Genomic DNA, 20,836 nt, shown 5'->3' on the forward strand with positions numbered 1-20,836 from the left:
TAAACCCTACACTCATGGTCACATCACCATTCCCCATTAATGGAGCATCAACTGAAACATCATTTGGAATATGCGTTGGGGGTTTTGTCCAGATATTTTTTAAAAACCTTTTTTCCTCATTTAAAGGCGATCTACTTTGTGCCCACCCATTTAAGGAACATACGATTAAGAAAAAACTAAGCTTTACGACTTTCATTATTTTTATTTCTGATATTAACTGCTTGTTTACTAAACCTAATTCTCCATTTCACCAAGCCACTCTTATTTGATTTAATAAGTACCCTTAACCATCCATTTTCTTGCTTTGGCAACACATGAATGGTAGTTTCATCTTTATTTGCAATTAGGGAGGCGCGATCTGTCTTCCATTTTCCGCCATCATTTAGTCCTGCAATTCTAAGTTCATAATCATCACCTGCAATCAATTTACTCGTGCCTGAGAGCGTTCCGCTTTTCCATTCTTCTTCCATCAAATCAATGATGCCTTGTGTTACATGCTGAGAGGTTGAAACCACTACCGGATGATTTGATTTTGCACGTACCGCTATTATCCTGCACGATTCAGCGGGAAGGCTCATTGCAAATGAACCTGAAATATCAGGTAATGGTTTATTCTCCCAAAAATCAAACGCATGATAAGCAGTCTTTTCGGCCAGGCCGGCCCATTTTATTGAACTGCTTATAGTTTGAGTAGAAGTAGCCCAATTGAATAAACCAATTACATTTCGCTTAACACCGGCTTTCTGATCAGTGGCAATCCAAATTGAAGGAAGAGATTTATCAAAAGCATCAACGGGTCTGGCAACCCCGTTATGTGAGGCCATGCAGCGTTTCATGATTTCAATTCTGTCATTTGGCAAATCCGGAAGCCAGTCGCTACTTAAGAAAAATTGCTTTGAGACAGCAACATAGGATGGCAATAACCGTGCTCTGGTTAAACTTCCTATACCATCAGCTGCAGGATCTGCTGTTGATTTACCTTTTTCTCTTAGCATAGACGGATCCGGGTCATTCCACCAAACTCTTCCGTTTAAAAAATATAATCTGGATGCACGTATTACCCCAGTACGAATGCTCTCTCCATCATGATTAAAATCCGGGCCAATGCGCATTGAATTTACCAATCCCATTGAAGCGCCAAACGATCTCATATTCTGACTAGCACAACATCCGGAAAGAAACACTTCATTTCCAACTGCGTGCCGCAATAACCTTAAGCCATCACGGTATGCTTCGATCTGTGTTTTCATTGGATTAAATAGCGGTTTATTATTTCCTATACTGTCATTTTTATAACCATCATTGATGTAAACCTGCTCAGTAACTGTGCCCGTCCAAAGTCCATCCATTTTGAAATAATTATATCCCCATCCCTGCATTTTTTTTGCAACGTAAGAAATATGATCCTGGACTTCTGGATTAGTAAGATCAAGAGAAGTCCCACCCCATGTTGTTTCGTAAGGCTTCCCATTTTTCCTGTGTGCAAACCAATGTTGTTTGTCCCGATACTCAATATCCTGATGATTTCGTGCAAAAGGCATCCACCAAATTCCTGCCATCAGACCCTCTTTTTTTACAGTTGCAGCAACTGTCGACATTCCGTTTGGATAACCACCTTTTGGATCAACACGATCAAAGCCGCGATGAGGTCCATTATATTGTCCGCCTGGCTGCCACTGATCATCAATTTGAATCGCTCCAAGTCCAAAAGGCCTTAACTTTTCTTTAACAAACTTTGCAAGTTCAATAGTTGATTGTTCGGTGCCCGCTCCTCCGTTTTTTTCTGAATACCAGGTGCAATAAACGGCAGTTCTGGGTTTCAATTTAATATTTTTTTGCTTTGCAATTGCATCAGCAAAACGTTCTTCACCTAAACGCGCATCATCAAAATAACCAATAAGCAAAGTTTCCGTAGCTTCAGTTGTTCCAACAGGTAAAAGAAAACGCCCGTAATCAATTTGTGATTTTATTTCTACCAAACCATTATTAATTCCAGAAAACAAAACACCACTCCCCTTTTCATTTGTAAGCCAACCTGCCACCACTCCATTACGCGTAACGGGATCAACAGTGGTAAGAAACACATAGCTACCCGGGTTCTGATCTGGAGCAAGCAGTCCTCCGGTTCCTAAGGTTTTTAACCGTGACGCCGGCTTATTAAGATCAACTGAAAAAGAAACCGGATTGAGCTTCTGAATATCAACAACATCCTTTCCAGAATTTTTAACAGTTTGCTCTACAAATAAAAATGGTTGTAAAGGGTAAAGCGTAAACGATATAGTACCTCCATCGGTAGTCGAAAAAATCAATGCACTACCCTTACCAAAAACGGGGCTAAGAAGCTCCTTCTTTTTAATGATACCATTGGCATTCTTTGGAATAATATTTTTCAAAAAAGTTTTATTACCTGCCTTAAATACAACCGCCAGATTCTTTTCCACAGCATTATAATTTACTGTTAGAAACTGGTTAGTGATTACCGGGCTTTCTTTAAACCTTTGAACAGCAATACTATTTATTCTTTCCTCCGCAGCAAACACCCGTGTTGAGCATATTAGTGCAATAAAAAACAAGAGTTGAATTTTTCTTATCATAAAAACGATTAAAACAATCAACTAAACTATTAATTAATAGCACGAAACACAATAGAGTATTTTGCAAATACGATGGACTATTTTAGACAGCCAAAAGCGATCTTACTTACTTTCCAGACTCCCCATAAAGGCAATGATATCCTCTTTTTCTTTTTCAGTGAGATGAAGATTTTCTTCGGAAAGCGTTTGATTAGAAAGATTTATTCCTAAGCCTGCGCCTCCCCCATTATTATAAAATTCCATTACCTGATCTAAAGTCTTATATACTCCATTATGCATATAAGGCGCAGTTTTATTGATATTCCGAATAGTAGGAACCTTAAAAGCATTTTTATAGGAATCAACACCGATCACGTTATAATAACCCAAATCCGAGTCGAGCGTAGAATCCGCAAGGGATACGGGAACGCCCAGCACTTCCGTTTCGCTTTCTACATACTTTGGAGGAGTAACTCCATTAAATAAAGGAACGAAATGACAGGTGGCACATTTCGCTTTTCCCATAAATAAATTAAAACCTTTCAATTCCGGCTTTGACAGAGCATCTCTATTACCAAGCATATATTTATCAAACCGGCTATTTAGTTTTGTTAAGCTGCGAATATAGCAGGCAAGGGCATTTGTCACTTGGTCTGAACTGATTCCTTTTCCGGTCTTTTCAGAAAAAGCCGTTACGAATAACGAATGATATGATTTATCTGCAGAAACATATTTTAAGATCGCATCCATTGAGCCATCCATCTCCTGTTTACTACTGATTACATCATGCACCTGATCCTCCAACGTTAGCGCCCTCATATCATAGAAATAATTTGATTGTAAAGCCGCGTTGAATAACGTGGGTACATTCCTTGTCAGCAGTTTTGAAGGAACATGAACATCTGTATGCTTAGCCATTCCGTCTGTAAATGCTAAATCAGGGTTGTGACATGAGGCACAGCTTCTTGTGCCGGTGCCGGATAACAACGGATCATAAAAAAGTCTTTTCCCTAACCCCACTTTAGCACCTGTTATGCGATATTCAGGGCCTGGTGAAAATGCATCTACATTAAACGCATCCGAATCAAATAATGTCCTTACCTGCTGCCTAAGCATCCGGTTATATTTAATTTTATCGCCCGGTAAATTCTGCTCCAACTGTGCTATCCCGGCGCTGATCTCGTTCCCAAAGCTTGTAATAAATGTAGCTCTGTCGAACGAATCAAAATCAGGGTTATGATTAAGATATGCTATTGAGCCATTCAGATCCTGCAATAAAGTCGTTTTTTCCTTTTTGCTGATATATAAATAAAGGATATCCCGCAGACTTTTTAGGGATTCGGACGATTCTTTCATACTGTTCAAAGAAAGAGAATTGTCAAATCCGGTAATTCCCAAAACGATTATCCTGAATACCTCTAACTTGGCTGCATCCAATATTCGCCAATCCGCAAACTGATGATCAGTAAAATAAGAAATCAGATAGTCCGTATTTGTTATTAAATGTCTGACTTCGCTAATCAGCACTTTTTTGCCGGCTGAATCGTACTTCGGATAGATAAACTGTTCTATCACCTGGAGTCCCATTGGATCAACAGCACGGGCTAAAGAAGGATCTAGTAAATCTGCATTTTCGATCTCTTGTACAGGAGGACCATTTAACCTCTTAGTTAGGTCGGCAGTAAAATACTCTGCCGCCCATTCAAACTTTTTGAACAGTAATCTTGATTTTAAAAAGGCTTGCTGAACACGGTGTGCGTCAACCTTTTCTTTACTGACCTCAATAAATAAGGTATCTTTTACATACTCCTGGAAGGATACGATCTGACTTAAAACTTCTTTTTGAATTTTTCGTTCACGCGCGCTGGCTGGTATTTGTTCTGTTTTATTCGAATTAACGGAGGTAAAGCTTACAATAAGTAGCACTGTAAACAGAATTGCTACTATTCCAATCTTCTTATACATAACATATCCCTCCTCCTCCTGATTAACAGTAACTTATTTAAATACCAACGCATTCCGGAACGGGTTCGCATTTTTATCTCTTTCAGCCAATGGTTCTATTCCCCATCTATGCTCTATAAAAGAAAGAATGCTTACGGTTTCATATTGTGTGTGATCTACAATACCCTTTTTGGCAAATGGCCCTATAATAATTGCGGGGATACGACTACCAGGGCCCCATCTGTCTATAATTGGTGGGGTTACATGATCAAAAAAGCCACCAAACTCGTCATAGGTCAGAATAACCAATGCATCTTTTGCATTAGGCCCCTCCAATACTGCATTGATCAGGTTTACTGCCAGTTGTTCTGAAGAATATACAGCAGAACCACCCGGGTGTTCGTCATTTCCTCCGCCTGGTTTCACAAAGGAGACGCTGGGAAGGGCACCTTCTTTCGCTGCTTTAATGAAATCATTTTGGTCCTTCATGTGTTTTCGGCCTTCTGTCCCCTCTTCATATTGGGCAAAATATAGGAACGGTTCATGATTATAGGCAAAATTATTCTTCTTTCCTGCCACTGCATCGTCCCAGCCCTCAGAATACCATGCCCATGATATATTTTTTTCGCTCAGTTTGTCGCCAATAGTCGGCATCGTCTGAGATGGCAATAATTTGGAAGTATCCGATTTAGGAGGGTAAGGCTTGTTTCGTGAAAGAACATGATTTACAACATACCCATCGGGAGTAACTATGCCATCGTCTATCATTTTACCATCAGCATCAACTTTTGCGATCATTGATTTAGGGGCATCCGGCCAAACCGGCACAGCCGCAGAAATCATATAAACGTGGTTAAAATAAGAGCCGCCATAAACACTCTGAAAAAAATTATCACACAGTGTGTATTTTTGAGCCATCGGATAAAGAGGTAATTTTTCCGTGTTATAATAACCCATCGCTAGTCCTTTGGAGTCATTATATACCGCAAACTTATCCATCTTTCCTCCGTTAATTTGCAACTGATTGTGAAAAAAACGGTGAGTAACATCAGGCGTTGTCTTGTCAGACGGAACGTATTGGTCTATATTAAAAAGCTCATTTGGCAGGTTGGTCGGGAAAGAGTTGTTTCTCGGAATCTCAGGAAGGTACTTATAAGGTTTTCCATCTTTGTCTACCTGTACAAAATTTCCTCTTTTGGCATTTTCAATACCATTTGCTCCTTTGAATTCCCCGTAAAGATTATCGAAACTATGGTTTTCCATATAGATAACCACCACGTGCTTAATCTGCTTGATGTCATTATCAAATGAGGTTTCCTGATGTTTCGCTTTTTTGCTGATCCCACAACTACTGATCATCAAAATGATAAGAAACAGATAAAAAAATCGCTGTAAATACATTCCGTTTTCTTTTTTAGATTCGATTAAAAGTTATGTTACAAACATATGATATTATATTTTGTTGAAAAATCATCAGACTAAAACAGGATAGGATTGTTTGTAATTTATTGCTTACAATAGCTTAGGTTATTTTGGAAGTTTGACCCGATAAATGCGATAAGGATAGCTTGTCTTATTCATACCATCATTCCATTGGGGCAAACGGTTCATCTGAGCACAAGAGAAATATAAATACCCGTCGCTGCCAATTCCTAAAGAATCTGGCCATATTAACCTGCTATCCTGTACCAGTGTGATAAGTTCACCATTTGTGGTAAAATATTTTATGCTATAATCTGTAGAAGACGTGAGATATATGTTGCCAGCTATATCGGCTTCCATACCATGGCAAACTCCTGTTTCGCCTAAATCCTGAACATATTTAGCCAATTCATCAGCTGTTAATTTTGCATCTGCAAGATGTTTTGTTTCTACACGATAAAGATGCATGCTGTTGATTGGTCTGAAATAAAAGAACTTATTGTCCTTGGTTATTGCAATCCCATTTACATTAGATTTAAAGATATTGCCATTTTTGTCTGCCATTATCTTCCCCCCGTAAGATAAACTAAATCCAGGAACGGCTAATGTTTGAGGCTTATTTTGAAGTGCCAGCCTTGTTTTACCGCTTTTAAGATCTAATATCACAATTGCAGCCTGGCCGGGATCTGAAAGATAAGCCAGTTGTTTATCTGTATCGACTCTAACATCATTTAATGCTGATTTATCTTTTGCGAGGTCGTCAAACTGATAGACTCTTTTCACCTGATTACTTTTAAGGTCTATCTGTACCAATTTAAATTTATGCTCATCAGGTTTAGGGTCCAATACCCACAGTTGGTCTTTCGTATCTATGTAAATGTCCTGAACATTTAAAAAGGTTTCTGTTTCCTTTCCCTCTTTCCGATTCCAGCGCTCATCGGGATAGGCAACATACTTTCCATTTACAATCTCAATTAATCCATACTGGTAGGGTTCCCTTTTGGGAAATGAAACGAAGACTCTGTTGGTGGAGGAAACGCTAACACCGATAGGCTGTGACTGACCAAACTCAGCTGCTACTTCCAATTTATCTGAATGATAAGATTGAGCTTGCACGTTTAAAGCCATGCTAATTACAATTAAGCATAAAATTACTTTCATCTTGAAGGGATTATTCAATATCTTCTAAATTACGTAATTCTTAACATATTGAAATAGGACCTCATCAAAGCGCTATTACATATAAGTATACCCTTGTTCGGCAGTATACTGATCTATGTAACGAAACTCAGTATCAATTAAATTTGCGGTAACGTCCAAACTTACAAACTGCAAATTCCCGAATATACTGGCAAATGCGGTATCGGTAGCATCAACTCCGGTAGCAATCTTAACTAATCCATTTAACGGAACAAGTTTGGTTGCATCTACGATAATCCAATAACCACCAATATAAGCCTCAAAACAGGCATGGAAATCTGCAGGCTGCAATTGATATGCATAACCGGTGTAATATCTTGCCGGGATGGTTAACGCCCTGCACAAAGCAATACCTAAATGTGCAAAATCACGACACACCCCTATTTGCTCTGTAATTGTATCATATGAAGATGTTTGGGCATTTGTATAGCCTCCGCTGTATTCTACGTTAGTATAAATCCAATCACGGATAGCCATAACCTTATAAAAAGCATGATCGATATGCCCAAATTTGTGAAATGCGAACTTATATAACTTGTCGGATTGACAGTACCTGCTGGGATTTAAATACGACAAAGCGCTAACCGGCATGTTGCCAATGGGTATATCATCCAAATGTTCTGCATCAACCGCACGGACCTCTGTTTCTACTAATGCCCGATAATGAATCATTAAGTTCCCTGCATCAGGAATTTCTATGATTTTGAATCTCTTTTCACCGGAAATAGAAAACAGCTCTCTCATTTTCAGTTGCTGATTCAGTTCCATATGTTCTTCTACAAGAAACTGGCCTGCAGATTTAACGGGCTGTACATTCAAAATCAATGTTGAAGACGAAATTACCTCGTAAACTACCCTAACAGAAACCTCTAACTTCATAAATATTTAAAATACAAAATAAAAAATAGACTCAAATCAATTTTAAATCAAAAAGAAACATAAAAAGATAAAAAAAATCAATTTCAACACACAAAAAATTTAATAAATAAAGTAAAATAACATTTTATTTGATTTAAAAATCAATTTAAATAAAGATATAACTATATTTCAGAAGATTTTAACATAAAATGATCGAATATGGAAACAAAAAGCTACACAAAATCATACGATCTACCCAAAAACACCTGGGATGAAATGTTTAATGACTCAGAAACGGTAAGAGAAGAGTACAAAACTGTTATGAACTACCTCGATCTTGAGTCGACCGAAGAGCTCAACAAAAAAGAAGAACTATCTAAAGCACTTTTCATGAGCCAGGGCATCACCTTTACCGTATACAATAGCGGCGAAGGCGTAGAAAAGATCTTCCCTTTCGATATCATCCCCAGAATTATTACTGCTGAGGAATGGGCTTTTATAGAAAAAGGAATTAAGCAGCGAGTTACCGCGCTGAACCTCTTTCTGAAAGATGTTTACAGCGACCAGTTTATCATCAAAGACGGAATTGTTCCGATCGATGTAATTTACTCTTGTCCACATTTTTTACGAGAGATGGTCAACGTGAAAGTCCCTCACGACATCTACATACACATTGCGGGGATTGACCTAATCAGGGACAACGACGGCACTTATTATATCCTTGAAGATAATGTCCGCACTCCTTCGGGAGTTAGCTACATGCTGGAAAACAGGGAAATTACCAAACGTCTATTCCCCGATCTTTTACCTCAATGCAAAGTAAGAAGTGTGATTGAATACCCTACTGTCCTCTACAACAACCTGCTTTCACTTGCACCACATGACGTTGCCGATCCTACAATAGTTTTGTTAAGTCCGGGTAGTTTCAACTCAGCGTATTTCGAACATACCACACTGGCCCGTTTAATGGGAATTGAGCTGGTGGAGGGACCTGATTTAATTGTCGAAGACCATAAGGTGTATATGAAAACTACCGCAGGACTGCAGCAAGTGAATGTGATTTACCGGAGAGTAGATGATGACTACCTTGATCCGCTAGCCTTTAATCCAACCAGCCTACTTGGTGTTGCCGGGTTAATGAATGCTTACAGAAAAGGAAATGTAACCATTGTAAATGCGGTAGGAAATGGTGTAGCCGACGACAAAGCTGTATACGTCTATGTGCCAGACATGATAAAATACTACTTGAATGAAGAACCCTTACTTAAAAATGTACCAACTTACCAATTAGGAAACGCAAGTGAGCGGGCCTACGTATTCGAAAATATTTCCCGGATGGTAGTTAAGCAAACCAATGGCAGCGGGGGTTATGGCATGTTAATGGGACACGCTTCAACGGAAGAAGAAATTGAAGCATACAAGTTGGAAATACTGAAAGATCCACGACAATTTATTGCACAGCCTACCATCAGCTTATCATCCTCACCATGTTACATGCAAGGTAAATTACAACCCAGAAGGGTCGATTTTCGTCCGTTTGCACTTTGCGGCCCTAATGGGATAGACATTATTCCCGGAGGATTAACAAGAGTAGCACTTAAAGAAGGCTCACTGGTTGTAAACAGCTCTCAGGGAGGCGGCAGTAAAGACACCTGGGTACTTTCTAAATAAACAACAATAAGATTAAACACAGAATCACTATGTTAAGCAGGGTTGCTGAAAGCCTATACTGGCTGAGCCGTTATATCGAAAGAACAGATGGCATGCTACGCATGCTTAAAATAAATTACGCTTCCTCGCAAGATGCGATCTCAGAGTTTTCATGGAGTCCGGTTATGCACTTATTTTGCGACCGGAATGACGAAAGACTGGAGGCCATGGAATTTAACAGTCGTACTGTACTACAATACATGGTGATTGACAAGGAGAACCCCAACTCTATCCTCAACATCATCACACAAGTACGGGAAAATGCAAGAAGCGTGCAAGACCACATTACCAAAGACGTATGGCAGTGTCTAAATGAATATTACCATACAGTAAAGGACCCTAAACTAAACGCCATGTTGAAAAAAGACGACCCGATATCCGTATTAGACATTCTGATTAAACAAGGAATGCTGTTTTATGGCATTACAGAAATCACCATGGCAAGGAACGAAGGAAGTAGCTTTATGCGCATCGGGAAATACCTGGAGCGCAGTATTCAATCGGTAAATATATTGGACATTAAATTTGGATCGGTAGACCACAACCCGGACTTACTGACAAACACCAACTACTGGAAACACCTTTTGTTTTCTATAGGCGGATACGAACTGTACCTAAAAACCTATAGACAGGGTTTTGAAGCCGAAAACGTACTTGACCAGGTTGTACTGAACAATGAATTTCCGAGGTCTGTTATCTATTGTATCAATCAACTGTTCAAATATTTTGAAAGATTAAAAGGCGACGGGCACATTACCGCAGGAAATCTTGCTTTCCTTATTGGCAGGCTCCAAAGCAAAGTAAAATACAGTTCTATAAAGGGTTTAAAAAAAGGAGACCTTCACCTATACCTCGCGGAAATAAAATCCGAACTCTATGGCATAGGAAATGCCTTTAATCAAACTTGTTTCAACATATACTAAGCACCATGCCGGAATTTAAAATCAAACACATCACCAAATACACTTACGAATCTCCGGTAAGAGAAAGCGTAAACCACATTATCCTCTACCCTATTGAAGATCAATTCCAGAGCGTAATTAAGCACACCCTTAAAATTTCGGGCAATCCGAAAGTAGATGTATTTACTGACTATTATGGCAATAAAATTGGCTTCTTTGCTTATAGCGAGCGACACAGAGAGCTAGAAATCTATTCAGAACTTACTGTGGCCACCATAGCTAAAGAACTCCCATCAGAAACCATGTTCAGTGAGATGCAGTGGATGGAACTTGAAAAACTACGGTATCAGGTTCCCTATATTGATTACCTGAAATGGGAAGCTTTTAATGAACTTGATGAACTCAAAAAGATCACAGAACAATTCCTGCAGTCGGATTTAACGCCCTATCGGGTAGCCATGGACTATTGTCAATATGTATATGGACATTTCAAATACATACAGGGTGTAACAACAGTACAAACTCAGATAGATGAAATCTGGCAAATCAAATCAGGTGTCTGTCAGGACTTCGCACATATTCTCTGCCAGATGTTGCGTATGGCTAAAATCCCGGCAAAATATGTAAGTGGCTACATTTGTCCCAATAAAAACGGCATTCGCGGAGAAGGTGCCACCCATGCCTGGGTAGAAGCTTACATACCCGACTATGGCTGGCTGGGTTTAGACCCGACAAATAACTGCATTGCTAACGAAACATATGTAAGATTGGCGCTAGGCAGAAGTTTTACGGACTGTTCTCCGGTAAAAGGTGTTTACAAAGGTCCATCCAATCATAAGCTTACCGTTCAGGTAATTATTGGTTACGACAACGGGACATCAGATACACAAGAATCTTTCGCCGAAGAGAATGACTTAATCGCAGTGTCTGTGATTCCTACACAAGGCAATAGCTACCGTCGGAATCTGGAGCTTATGCAGCAAATTCAACAACAACAACAACAACAATGAAAAGTACTAGATAACACCAGATCAGTGCACATCAAAATCTAAGCGATAATTGAACTTAAACTTCAAATCACTGTTGTCGGTTATTTTACTCACATAGAAATTAATAGGAACACCATAATCTGCATTTGAATAGCTTCCTCCGGCCGCTAGGGACTTAACGAACAGCTGAACCTGATCATAGCCCCTAGCGGCCTCAATGTTACTGACATCCACAGCTTTAAAACCCCGCATGTATACTGTAACAACAGCCTCAGTAAATAAATTTTTATCTTCAACACTTCCCTGGCCGTTTTGAACGTTCTGGAAAGATGCTTTTATTTGCTGGAAAGAAGCATCAGATTCAATGGCAATGATGGCGCTGCGACCATAAGTTACATTACTAACATACACCGGATTACCTGATATTAACGCCGGATCAACACCAGCCTCAAAAATCCTATGCTCACTGGCAGGAAAGTCAACCGCAATATTGAACAATGACAGTTCATAATTAATAAAAAAACCAGTTTTCTTTTTGATATTACCCTTATCGTTAGCTTTTTTTTTACTAACTGGGAAAAATCCCAGTTCTTGCCGGTTGTGATCGAAATTTCACTATAATTCCTGAATTCAGTGCCATTGCTATAAGTGAAACCATCTACTTGTTTTCCGTTAGCCTTTAAAGAATTTTTAATAAAGTCATTTGAGCCCGCCAATGAAGGTATGAGCGTTGTCATAAATGGATCAAAACTAGGTGAGGTACTGTAAATAACCAGCGGATTTTGCTTGTAAACAGTGAACACAAATGGCTTATAAAGCAAGTTCTCCATACTGTCCCCCTGAAGTAAGGCTCCTGGAAATATGTTGTTATTAACCAACCCCGGAAAAGACAAAGCGCCATCCCTAAAATCTTCAGCCGTTTGCACCTTAAAAGAGATGCCAGCGCTATCTGCCCAAACACTATCGGACACCACTGCATACCAGGCGTTTTTATTCACGGCCGATCTTATAGAATCAATTTTAAAAGCCTTAGCACTCACCTTAGGTTCTTCAGTAACCGGAGGAGTAACGGTTGGCGGTACAAGAGATTCAGTTTTCTCTGCCTTTTTACAGGCAATAAAAGTAGATGAAAGCAATAAAAGCAGAATGAAATAACGGATCATAGAAAGCGTATAGTGGTTTTACATAGAGAGATGACAGCAAAGATATCATTATATAGCTATCAATTCCTTTTAGGGGGCTGAACTGATAAATTCATAGTCAAGGGTCTGCCCGTTGCCGGAAACGATTGCTTTTACGGTTCCACCTTTCCGGGTATAAGCAATCTTTTTAGGAAAGTCGTGTTCGGGGTTTTCACATACGAAGGCATCTTTGCTGATGGAGGTCAGCTTGAAATTAACAGGTCCAGAATCACCGGTAACAGTAACGGTATAAAAGATATCGCCTCCCTTGATGCTTAACTCCAGTTCTTCTACAAAAACAATTTCCTTTCCCTTAAGCGTCACACCCTTTCCTGTGAATTTAGTATTAGACACCTTAGACCAGTTTTCATACCCTGATTGCCCGGGTTTGGAATTTGTGCGCTGCCACTTACCGATCAGCCAATGTAGTCTTTTAAATTTTTGAGCCGTGTTTTCCTGTCCGCATACCATGTTACTGAAGCCGAAAATAAACATAACAGAAATAAGGAGAGAGAATCGTTGAATTTTCATAATCTTTTTCTTTCAAAATTACGATTGAGCAATGTTTGTGTATTGTACAAAACCGACGATGGTTACAGAAAATCATTTATTGAGAAAGAAGTTGGCCATATTTGGCGCTTCAAAAAAATAAGCAGAGGGATCTTCACCCGTAAAAGCTTTAAAGTTGCGAATGAAATGAGATTGGTCGTAATAACCTGACTCATAGACAATATCTGACCAGCTGCGTTTTTTATCCCTGATCAGCTGAAATATATAATTGAAACGGATGATCCGTGCGTAATATTTCGGCGGGAGCCCTATGTACTTTTTGAAAAGCCGCTGAAGCTGACGTTCGCTCTTCTTCCCTGCCAGACACAGATCCTTAACACTTGCCTTACCGTTGGAATCAAAGATAAGCTGCAGCACTTCCTCTAAAGGATTTTCAGTAGCTGATTTACTAAGCGCGAGAAAATGGTCATCCAGACGCTGTTTAAGAATCTGCTCGTTTTCAAAAGGAAGAAATCGATCCTTCAACCCGGCCAGCTCCGGATGAGGAAAGGTATCCAGGGCAACAATCTGATCAAGATAACATTCCATGTTCAGACCGAAGAGCTGGGTAAGCGCCGCGGGTTTGAGTTTAATGGCAAAAGAGCCGGTCTCTGCTGTATTCTCCAGGTGAAAATTGCTGCTGATCTGCCCAGCCAGCAGGTTTGCTGTTTGCGTATACCAGGGTCCGCTTGTTTTGGCCCTGTAGACGCTGCCGTAGTTAAAAATAAGCTCTGTAAACCCATCGGGAATAATTTTCTCTACCCGTGGCGCAGGATCATCACTGTGCATCATCCAGTAGCATTCGATCAACTTTTCTAAACTTGGATGAGGTGATATCCTGGTGAATTTCATGAGATAGTAATTGAAATATAAATATATAAACGATTGCCAAAAAAATTGATTTTAAATTTGCGTAACCAAATGGTATCCCATATATTTGTAACCACATGGTTTCGAATATATGGAATTAAGAAGAGATGTATTTCAGGCAATCTCCGACCCCACCAGGCGTGAGATTATTGATTTACTGAGTGATCAATCCTTGAACCTCAATGCAGTTGCAGGACATTTCAGCATCACCCGGCCAGCTATATCCAAACACATCAAAATTCTGGAAGAGTGCGGGTTAATAACGGTGAAGCAGGACGGCCGGGAGCGCTATTGCAGAGCTGATGTACATAAGCTAAAAGAAATCGACAAATGGCTGAATCGATACAGGAAATTCTGGAACCATAAACTAGATGCCCTTGGCGATTTTCTGGAGCGCGGGGAAAACGAAAAATCATCAGAAGATAATCCACTTAAAAACAAGTAATTATGGAAACAAAACCACTAATTGTAGAACGCAGCTATAATGCACCAATTGAAAAGGTATGGAAAGCCATTACCAATAAGGACCAGATGAAAGAATGGTACTTTGAACTTGAAGAATTCAAAGCAGAAAAGGGATTCAAATTCCAATTTAGCGGGGGTGATGAAAAGGAGCAATACCTCCATGTTTGCGAAGTGATTTTTGTGGATCCACCCAATAAGCTAAGTTACAGCTGGACTTACCCTGAACATAACGATGGGTATTCCGTGGTCACCTGGGAACTTTTTAAGGATGGAGAACAAAAAACCCGGTTAAAACTGACCCATGAAGGGCTTGGCAGTTTCCCTAAAGACAGCCCGAATTTTGCTGTCACCAGCTTTACTGAAGGTTGGAATTTTATACTTGGAAAGTCACTAAAAAATTACCTGGAGCAGGATAGCAAGCAGCCATAAGTTTTATAGCAAACATCGTCATCTTCTTTGGTTAGCCAAAGGAGATTTTTTATTTAATGGCTACGTTGATCACCATGGCAATGTGGCTATTAAAGAAACTAAATAGGAAATGAACAGCATTTTTAAAAAAAGGCAGGGTGAACTTTCGTTATCTCTGGTTTATCGTGACTTAGCGTTGCATAAGTCCCTGTTTTATCATTATCCAAGGCCTGACCAGAAAACTTTCCCGACCTGAATTCATACCAAAGATTCATCCAATTTTTCGGCAATCAACAACACTACTTTCCGCTCTCATTAAAAAGAAACCTGTCGATAAGATTGTCTAAATATTCCCTCGACAGCAATGCAGGATCGTGATACTGCATTGTCATCGTCTCTTCATCCACAATGAGTTTGCCATTAGTGGAATGGATCACAAAAGTATTGTCCTGAACAAAACTGGAAACATAAGTGCCAATTTTCGGAGAGATTTCTGAGAGCCTGAACATTAATTCGTGAAAGATAAATACGGGATAATTCATAAGCCAAAATTAAATGAAGTAAACTTGAATTTGAGATTGTCATTTTGTAATCAGCACCAATTTTGATTACATAAATTTAATGGTAAAAAACGAAGAGGGTATGCGCATTGGAAATAGTCAGGCCCTCTATTTTTTAGTATCGGAATGTAACAGTTCGTCGGACTGCTTCTTCAACTCATCCAGCTTTTGATTAGTTTGCTGACTTCTTTTTCTTAGCTTAATCAGTCGTGTCAATAAATCGAGCATTTTCCCATTCGCAAGGGGCTTTTTTTCATTTAACTTTTCCATAAGCCAAGAATTCATTACCCGAATTTACGAGCAAATCATCAAACAATCAACACTTTAACACAAAACTTACAAACATTTATGAATTAGGCAAGCTACTATCTCCAGCATGGAAACAAAAATAGAAATGCACTAAAATGGCTTAAATAAACTTAATTCTAACGATATTGAATATTTTTTTTTGCCAGATAATATGAAAAACAAGCAAACTGCAAAGCATAAAAACATTGCCAGGACAAGTGCCATCTTGCCTTTTGTGATGGTGTTTACTAATCTTTGTTATGCGCGGGAAACTGTAGCACTACAAAGGAACAGGATTTATGGCTCGGGTAAACGGAAAAAAACGGAGCGGCCAGGACACCTGCTAAAATGATTATTAATATTTGGTAAGGATTCGCCCGTCATTTGGTTAGCCTCAAAAGCCCGATGGGTGTCGCGGCTTTTTACTGTAAAAAAATAAATTAAAAGCTGACCAGACGCTTAAAAATGCCTAGTCAGCTTTTAATTTCCAGCCTGATGTTAAAGAAACTGCAAAGCAGCACGAGTCCAAAAGAACGCTTGCTTTTTCCAGTTTTATATCTTTACCTTTTTAAATCTGTAAATAATGCAGCCTTCTCTTTATTTGTTTTTTTAAGACTAAAGGAATCAAAGACTTCTCCAGAAGCCTTATATGCCGTGTAAATTAGTTTATCATGGTCAACAGATATGATTTGGAACAGTTGTGTATTTTCTGCAAATACATCCATCCACCGTGGTGTTACATCTATTTTGTACATTTTTGGGCCCGCTACTGAGACCACATACATGGGACCTCCTACCTTTCCTGAAACACCAGTCGGTAAATTCTGTCCACGACTGTAGGTATGATCATGTCCCTGCATCAGTATGTCTACATGGTACTTATCAAACAGCGGCTTAAACAGCTCTCTGAATTCTTTATTGTCCCTACCTTTTGCTGTAGAATAGATTGGATGATGATAGGTGATCATCGTCCATTGTTTAGGATTGTTCTTCAACACCCCTTCCAGCCATATAGCCTGAGCCTTCATGGAGTTGGAATCCAATACGATCATCTGGGAGTTCAATGAGATGAGACGAACATTTGCATAATCGATGAAGTATACAGATTCTTCCAAACCTTTGGGTCCATTCTCAGGCAAGGTATATTGGGCACGCCAATGTGGATCTAAGGTCAGGGTCTTTTGTTCATCTCTGAAGTATTCATGATTTCCAGATGACGGGATACTTGGGATCATTCCGTTAATGAAACCACCACCAAAATGCCACTCTCCCCATTCATTATCATTGTTGGAGCGATTGATCAAGTCGCCTGCATGAACAATAAAACGTGCATCGCCATGGGTGGCAAATGCTCTTCTGATTACCCTCGACCATTTTGACTTGATATCATTCTGAGCATCGCCCAAATAAATGAATGAAAACGGTTTCACTGTTGCCGGTGCAGTCCGAAACTGAAACCACTCGCTCCAGTTCTTACCATCTCCTACGCGATAGGTATAAACTTGATCAGGTTTTAAACCAGTCATGATCGCGCTGTGGTAATTTGCTTTTTCATATTCTACTCCCTGGAGCGTGGTCGACAGGGCCACAAATTCTCCGGAATTGTCTTTTCCGAGATCGGGCGAGCTGTCTTCCATTAATACCTGGGCATAGCTTTTAAGTACGGTAGTGTCGGTACGCCAGGTAACTGACTGTGTAGTCATCGGATCGGCCGACCAGGTCAGGATAATTCGATCTGGAAATGCTGAAGCTTTGAACGACTGTCCATTAGCCAATTGAAACCCTAAAAGGGCTATAATGACCATGATAATTTCTCTGGTAATGTTTTTCATCATTAAAAAGGGTTGTATTTAAAGCCTGCGTTGGCCCACGTTGAAAAATATTTATGGTCATTTGGTCTGCCATCGCCGTAATCCAGAATGGTTTGGGCATTGTTGATGTTACTGATACCCATAAAGATGGTAAACTTCTTGTTGATCCGCTGAGAAGCAGAAAAGTCTAGCTGTACTCTGCCTTTTTCCATCAGGTCATTGGCTTGCTCTTCTGCAAGCTCACTGATAAAAGTTTCATAGAAATTTAACGAAATGCGGCCTGAAAAACCATATTTCTCATAAGACAGAGAAGCGTTACCTACCTTAGGACGCATGGAAGGCAAACGTACGGTTCGCTCACTTACAATGCCGGGCACTTTAAACTTCGACTGGATCTGTGTAAAGTTTCCATAGATACCCAAACCGTTTAAAAATCCAGGCAGGAAAGTTAGCTGCTGCTGCCAGGCAATTTCATAACCATACACATGTGCGTTGGCACCATTCACAGTCTGCGTTACCTGATACTGATCAAACTGGCCACCCTGTTGTGTATAAATACTTTCATAAATATAATTTTCTATGTTCTTATAAAAGATACCTCCTGATAGTAAACCGAGTGATTTCAAGTAGTGTTCAAATAGGAAGTCGACATTGGTGGAAGTAGCCTGATCCAAATCCGGGTTCCCTTTCTTCATTCGCTTTCTTCTGGGTTCAACTTCCTGCCATGGAACCAGGTCATAATAACCAGGACGGGAAAGCGATCTGGTAACCGCTGCCCGCACGTTGGTACGCTGATCTATGGCATACTTCAGGTTCAGACTTGGAAAGAAGCCCTCAAATGCAGACTTGGTGTTTACTTTATTTGTACTTACGTATTTTCCTTGATTGTCAAACGATACAATGTTGCCACGGTAGTCAAACCCCGTGCGCTCATACCTCAGTCCGGTAATGATGTCAAGTTTATCCAGTGTCAATTTACCCATTACATAACCTGCTCCCATGGTTTCCTTACCGCTATAAGAATCCGGATCAGTATTTTGTCTGATATAAGTTTCATCACTTTCAAAAAGCGACAGGTTTTTCTGATAATAATCTTCCATCAGGTACCCATTGGCAATCGCTCCTGAAAGATCATACTTGCCATTGAAATAATCTTTTCTGGAATAATCAGACAAAAAATTATCCATAGATACCTTACCTGTCTTCAGGGTGTATTGGAAATAATCTCTGGTATGGTCATCTTCTTTATACCTGTAACGTCCTCCGAACTTAAACATCAGTTTATTCTTCTGGCTCAGGTTGAAAGTCCGCTGCACATTGAATGATCCTTGTCCATCTTTGTCATGAGCGATCTGGTGCCTGTTGACATAAGAGGACGTGGTATAATTGGCCGCATTGTTCACATCGCCATTTGTAAAGGCAAACTGCGGAGCGCGCGGATCGCTGATGTCTATGCCTGCATTTAAACCACTATAAGTAAAATATCCGTCATAGTAAATCGGCTGATCGTATAAACCACTAGCATAGGTGAGGTCTAAATTCAACCTCCAGTCATTGACAATCGCTTTAGTACCAACTGAAAAGCTCAACAAATCTCTATGGTAATCTCTGGGCGAACCACTAGCGCCTATGCTGATGTCTGAAGCTGTGTTCTCATCTGTATATTCCCCAATGTTATAGCTTTTTGTGCCCCTTGTTTGTAGTTCGTAAAACTTGTTGTACGACGTTCTTGCATAGATTTGGATTTTCTCTGTAGGAAAGAAGCTTAGTTCAGCCTGGAGCCCGAGGTTCTCACGGTGCAGGTCTGAGCCTTCCAATTCAAGATTAGATAACTTCATTTTTTCTACTCCCGCAATCTCGTACGTATCATAATCTTTCTGAACCCGATCTTCCCCTCTGTAGGTATTGCTATAATTTACGCCGACCAGGTAACCCCATTTGGTATCTCTGCGACTAAAATCAAATGAGCCGTCAAAGTTTTGCTTACCCAATAGAAAATTATTACCAAATGAACCCTTCACCTGCATTTGCTGAGTACCCGACTTTGGTGTCTTAGAAATGATGTTCACTGAACCAGATGTTCCATCAGCATCCATATCGGGAGTGAGGGTTTTGTTGACTTCTATGGCCTCAACAGTAGACGACAAAATACCATTCAGATCAATATCCCTTGAATTGGTTTGTGTAGAAGGCAGCCTGTTTCCATTAAGTGTGATAGATCCCATACTCTGATCCAGTCCTCTGATGATGATGTTTCTTGGCAAGCCATAACTATAGTCCATCGCAATCCCTGGCACACGTTGCATGGCTTCCCCAACAGTAGCATCGGGAAAGCGCTCAATCTGCTCCTGAGAAAGCACATACTTGATGTTGTCTGCGTTACGCATATTGCTCAATGCTATGGCCTCTCCTCTTCTAATCCCTGTTACTGAAATTCCCTTCATATCGTTACTTTGGCTTTCCAATTTCAGTTCCATCTTTGCCGTTTCACCATCGGTTATATCTACAGTAAATGATGTTGCTACATAACCAATATAGTTCACCAAAAGTGTAGCTTTTCCTGGTTTTATGTTGTTGATTACAAAATAGCCATTGGCATCGGCAACGTACTTTTGGTTGGTTTCTTTCAAAAGCACTGTTGCATAAGGCAAAGTCTGGTTACTTACCTTATCCTTTACATAGCCTACTGCCGCACCGGGCTTTGGAGCTCGGATCTGCAGTTCTGCTTTTTTAAGTACAACCATAGTCCCGTCTTCAATAAGGCGCAGGTTGTTTTTTTGCAATAAAGGCGTCAATATTATCCTAGCCGTTTTGGCCTCATCATGGATAGTTACTTTTGTATCGACAGTTTCCTTGTTCGTATACACAAAACTGACCCCTGTTTTCCTTTCAATTTCCTTAAGCAGATCGGTGAAAGCCACATTACGCATATTAATACTAATGCGCTTATCCAGTCCGCTTTGACCACGTACTGCAGAAGCCGCTACCAACTGAATGGAGATCACTGAAATAAGACTAATTACTAAACATGCATGCATAATTATTTTCATAAGGCGCCTAGCCTCATTAATTTTTTTCATAAATTTGAGTTGTTTAAATTTTTACG

General features: G+C 39.9%; 18 protein-coding genes. 5 read left to right on the forward strand and 13 right to left on the reverse strand.

Going from position 1 to position 20,836, the window contains the following annotated elements:
* Positions 1-176 precede the first annotated feature (176 nt).
* From N824_RS01005 to N824_RS01025, 5 genes are all read right to left on the reverse strand, one after another.
* Positions 177-2,594, reverse strand: a complete 2,418-nt coding sequence (locus N824_RS01005) for a glycoside hydrolase family 36 protein (protein WP_048903257.1) — start codon at positions 2,592-2,594, stop codon at positions 177-179.
* A gap of 102 nt (positions 2,595-2,696) precedes the next feature.
* Complete coding sequence (locus N824_RS01010; RefSeq protein WP_048903258.1) at positions 2,697-4,538, reverse strand: cytochrome-c peroxidase; 1,842 nt, start codon at positions 4,536-4,538, stop codon at positions 2,697-2,699.
* A 33-nt stretch (positions 4,539-4,571) separates the two neighbouring features.
* Positions 4,572-5,918, reverse strand: a complete 1,347-nt coding sequence (locus N824_RS01015; protein ID WP_048903259.1) for an alkaline phosphatase family protein — start codon at positions 5,916-5,918, stop codon at positions 4,572-4,574.
* Between the two features lie 126 nt (positions 5,919-6,044).
* Positions 6,045-7,100 carry an L-dopachrome tautomerase-related protein gene (locus N824_RS01020; RefSeq protein ID WP_048903260.1) on the reverse strand — a complete coding sequence of 352 codons (1,056 nt, stop codon included), beginning with the start codon at positions 7,098-7,100 and terminating at the stop codon, positions 6,045-6,047.
* A 75-nt stretch (positions 7,101-7,175) separates the two neighbouring features.
* Positions 7,176-8,018 (reverse strand): transglutaminase family protein, encoded by an 843-nt coding sequence (locus N824_RS01025; protein ID WP_048903261.1) that lies wholly within the window; start codon positions 8,016-8,018, stop codon positions 7,176-7,178.
* 198 nt (positions 8,019-8,216) lie between these two features.
* On the opposite strand from N824_RS01025, the gene N824_RS01030 reads away from it, so the two are divergent.
* Genes N824_RS01030 through N824_RS01040 form a run of 3 tightly spaced genes read left to right on the forward strand, consistent with a single transcriptional unit; the run spans position 8,217 to position 11,619 of the window.
* Complete coding sequence (locus tag N824_RS01030; protein WP_048903262.1) at positions 8,217-9,668, forward strand: circularly permuted type 2 ATP-grasp protein; 1,452 nt, start codon at positions 8,217-8,219, stop codon at positions 9,666-9,668.
* A 29-nt stretch (positions 9,669-9,697) separates the two neighbouring features.
* Complete coding sequence (locus N824_RS01035) at positions 9,698-10,630, forward strand: alpha-E domain-containing protein (protein ID WP_048903263.1); 933 nt, start codon at positions 9,698-9,700, stop codon at positions 10,628-10,630.
* A gap of 5 nt (positions 10,631-10,635) precedes the next feature.
* Complete coding sequence (locus N824_RS01040) at positions 10,636-11,619, forward strand: transglutaminase family protein (RefSeq protein ID WP_048903264.1); 984 nt, start codon at positions 10,636-10,638, stop codon at positions 11,617-11,619.
* Positions 11,620-11,640: 21 nt separating this feature from the next.
* On the opposite strand, the gene N824_RS01045 is transcribed toward N824_RS01040, so the two are convergent.
* The 4 genes from N824_RS01045 to N824_RS01060 form a co-directional block, all read right to left on the reverse strand.
* Positions 11,641-12,096, reverse strand: a complete 456-nt coding sequence (locus N824_RS01045; protein WP_161662239.1) for a thiol-activated cytolysin family protein — start codon at positions 12,094-12,096, stop codon at positions 11,641-11,643.
* Positions 12,024-12,761 (reverse strand): hypothetical protein, encoded by a 738-nt coding sequence (locus N824_RS31115; RefSeq protein ID WP_048903266.1) that lies wholly within the window; start codon positions 12,759-12,761, stop codon positions 12,024-12,026. The genes N824_RS01045 and N824_RS31115 overlap by 73 nt, the downstream gene beginning before the upstream one ends.
* Positions 12,762-12,830: 69 nt before the next feature.
* A complete protein-coding gene (locus tag N824_RS01055) occupies positions 12,831-13,310 on the reverse strand; it encodes a DUF6265 family protein (RefSeq protein WP_152541957.1) in 480 nt (159 codons plus the stop codon).
* 72 nt (positions 13,311-13,382) lie between these two features.
* Positions 13,383-14,180 carry a helix-turn-helix domain-containing protein gene (locus tag N824_RS01060; protein ID WP_048903268.1) on the reverse strand — a complete coding sequence of 266 codons (798 nt, stop codon included), beginning with the start codon at positions 14,178-14,180 and terminating at the stop codon, positions 13,383-13,385.
* A gap of 109 nt (positions 14,181-14,289) precedes the next feature.
* Here N824_RS01060 and N824_RS01065 point away from each other — a divergent pair, with 109 nt between their 5' ends.
* Positions 14,290-14,643, forward strand: coding sequence for a helix-turn-helix transcriptional regulator (locus tag N824_RS01065; protein ID WP_048903269.1), 354 nt, complete (start codon positions 14,290-14,292; stop codon positions 14,641-14,643).
* A 2-nt stretch (positions 14,644-14,645) separates the two neighbouring features.
* Positions 14,646-15,092, forward strand: coding sequence for an SRPBCC domain-containing protein (locus N824_RS01070; RefSeq protein ID WP_048903270.1), 447 nt, complete (start codon positions 14,646-14,648; stop codon positions 15,090-15,092).
* Between the two features lie 278 nt (positions 15,093-15,370).
* Here the strand turns inward: N824_RS01070 and N824_RS01075 are convergent, their stop codons facing one another.
* The 4 genes from N824_RS01075 to N824_RS01090 all read right to left on the reverse strand — a co-directional run bounded on the left by N824_RS01075 (position 15,371) and on the right by N824_RS01090 (position 20,810).
* The gene (locus N824_RS01075) at positions 15,371-15,613 is read right to left on the reverse strand and encodes a hypothetical protein (protein WP_048903271.1); all 243 of its coding nucleotides are present in this window, start codon (positions 15,611-15,613) and stop codon (positions 15,371-15,373) included.
* A 126-nt stretch (positions 15,614-15,739) separates the two neighbouring features.
* On the reverse strand, positions 15,740-15,901 hold the full coding sequence (locus N824_RS31120) for a hypothetical protein (RefSeq protein ID WP_161662240.1): 162 nt from the start codon (positions 15,899-15,901) through the stop codon (positions 15,740-15,742).
* A 578-nt stretch (positions 15,902-16,479) separates the two neighbouring features.
* On the reverse strand, positions 16,480-17,754 hold the full coding sequence (locus tag N824_RS01085) for a metallophosphoesterase family protein (RefSeq protein WP_052334032.1): 1,275 nt from the start codon (positions 17,752-17,754) through the stop codon (positions 16,480-16,482).
* A complete protein-coding gene (locus tag N824_RS01090) occupies positions 17,754-20,810 on the reverse strand; it encodes a TonB-dependent receptor (RefSeq protein WP_048903274.1) in 3,057 nt (1,018 codons plus the stop codon). The genes N824_RS01085 and N824_RS01090 overlap by 1 nt, the downstream gene beginning before the upstream one ends.
* Positions 20,811-20,836 lie beyond the last annotated feature (26 nt).

This window comes from Pedobacter sp. V48 (assembly GCF_000523515.1).
Lineage (GTDB): Bacteria > Bacteroidota > Bacteroidia > Sphingobacteriales > Sphingobacteriaceae > Pedobacter.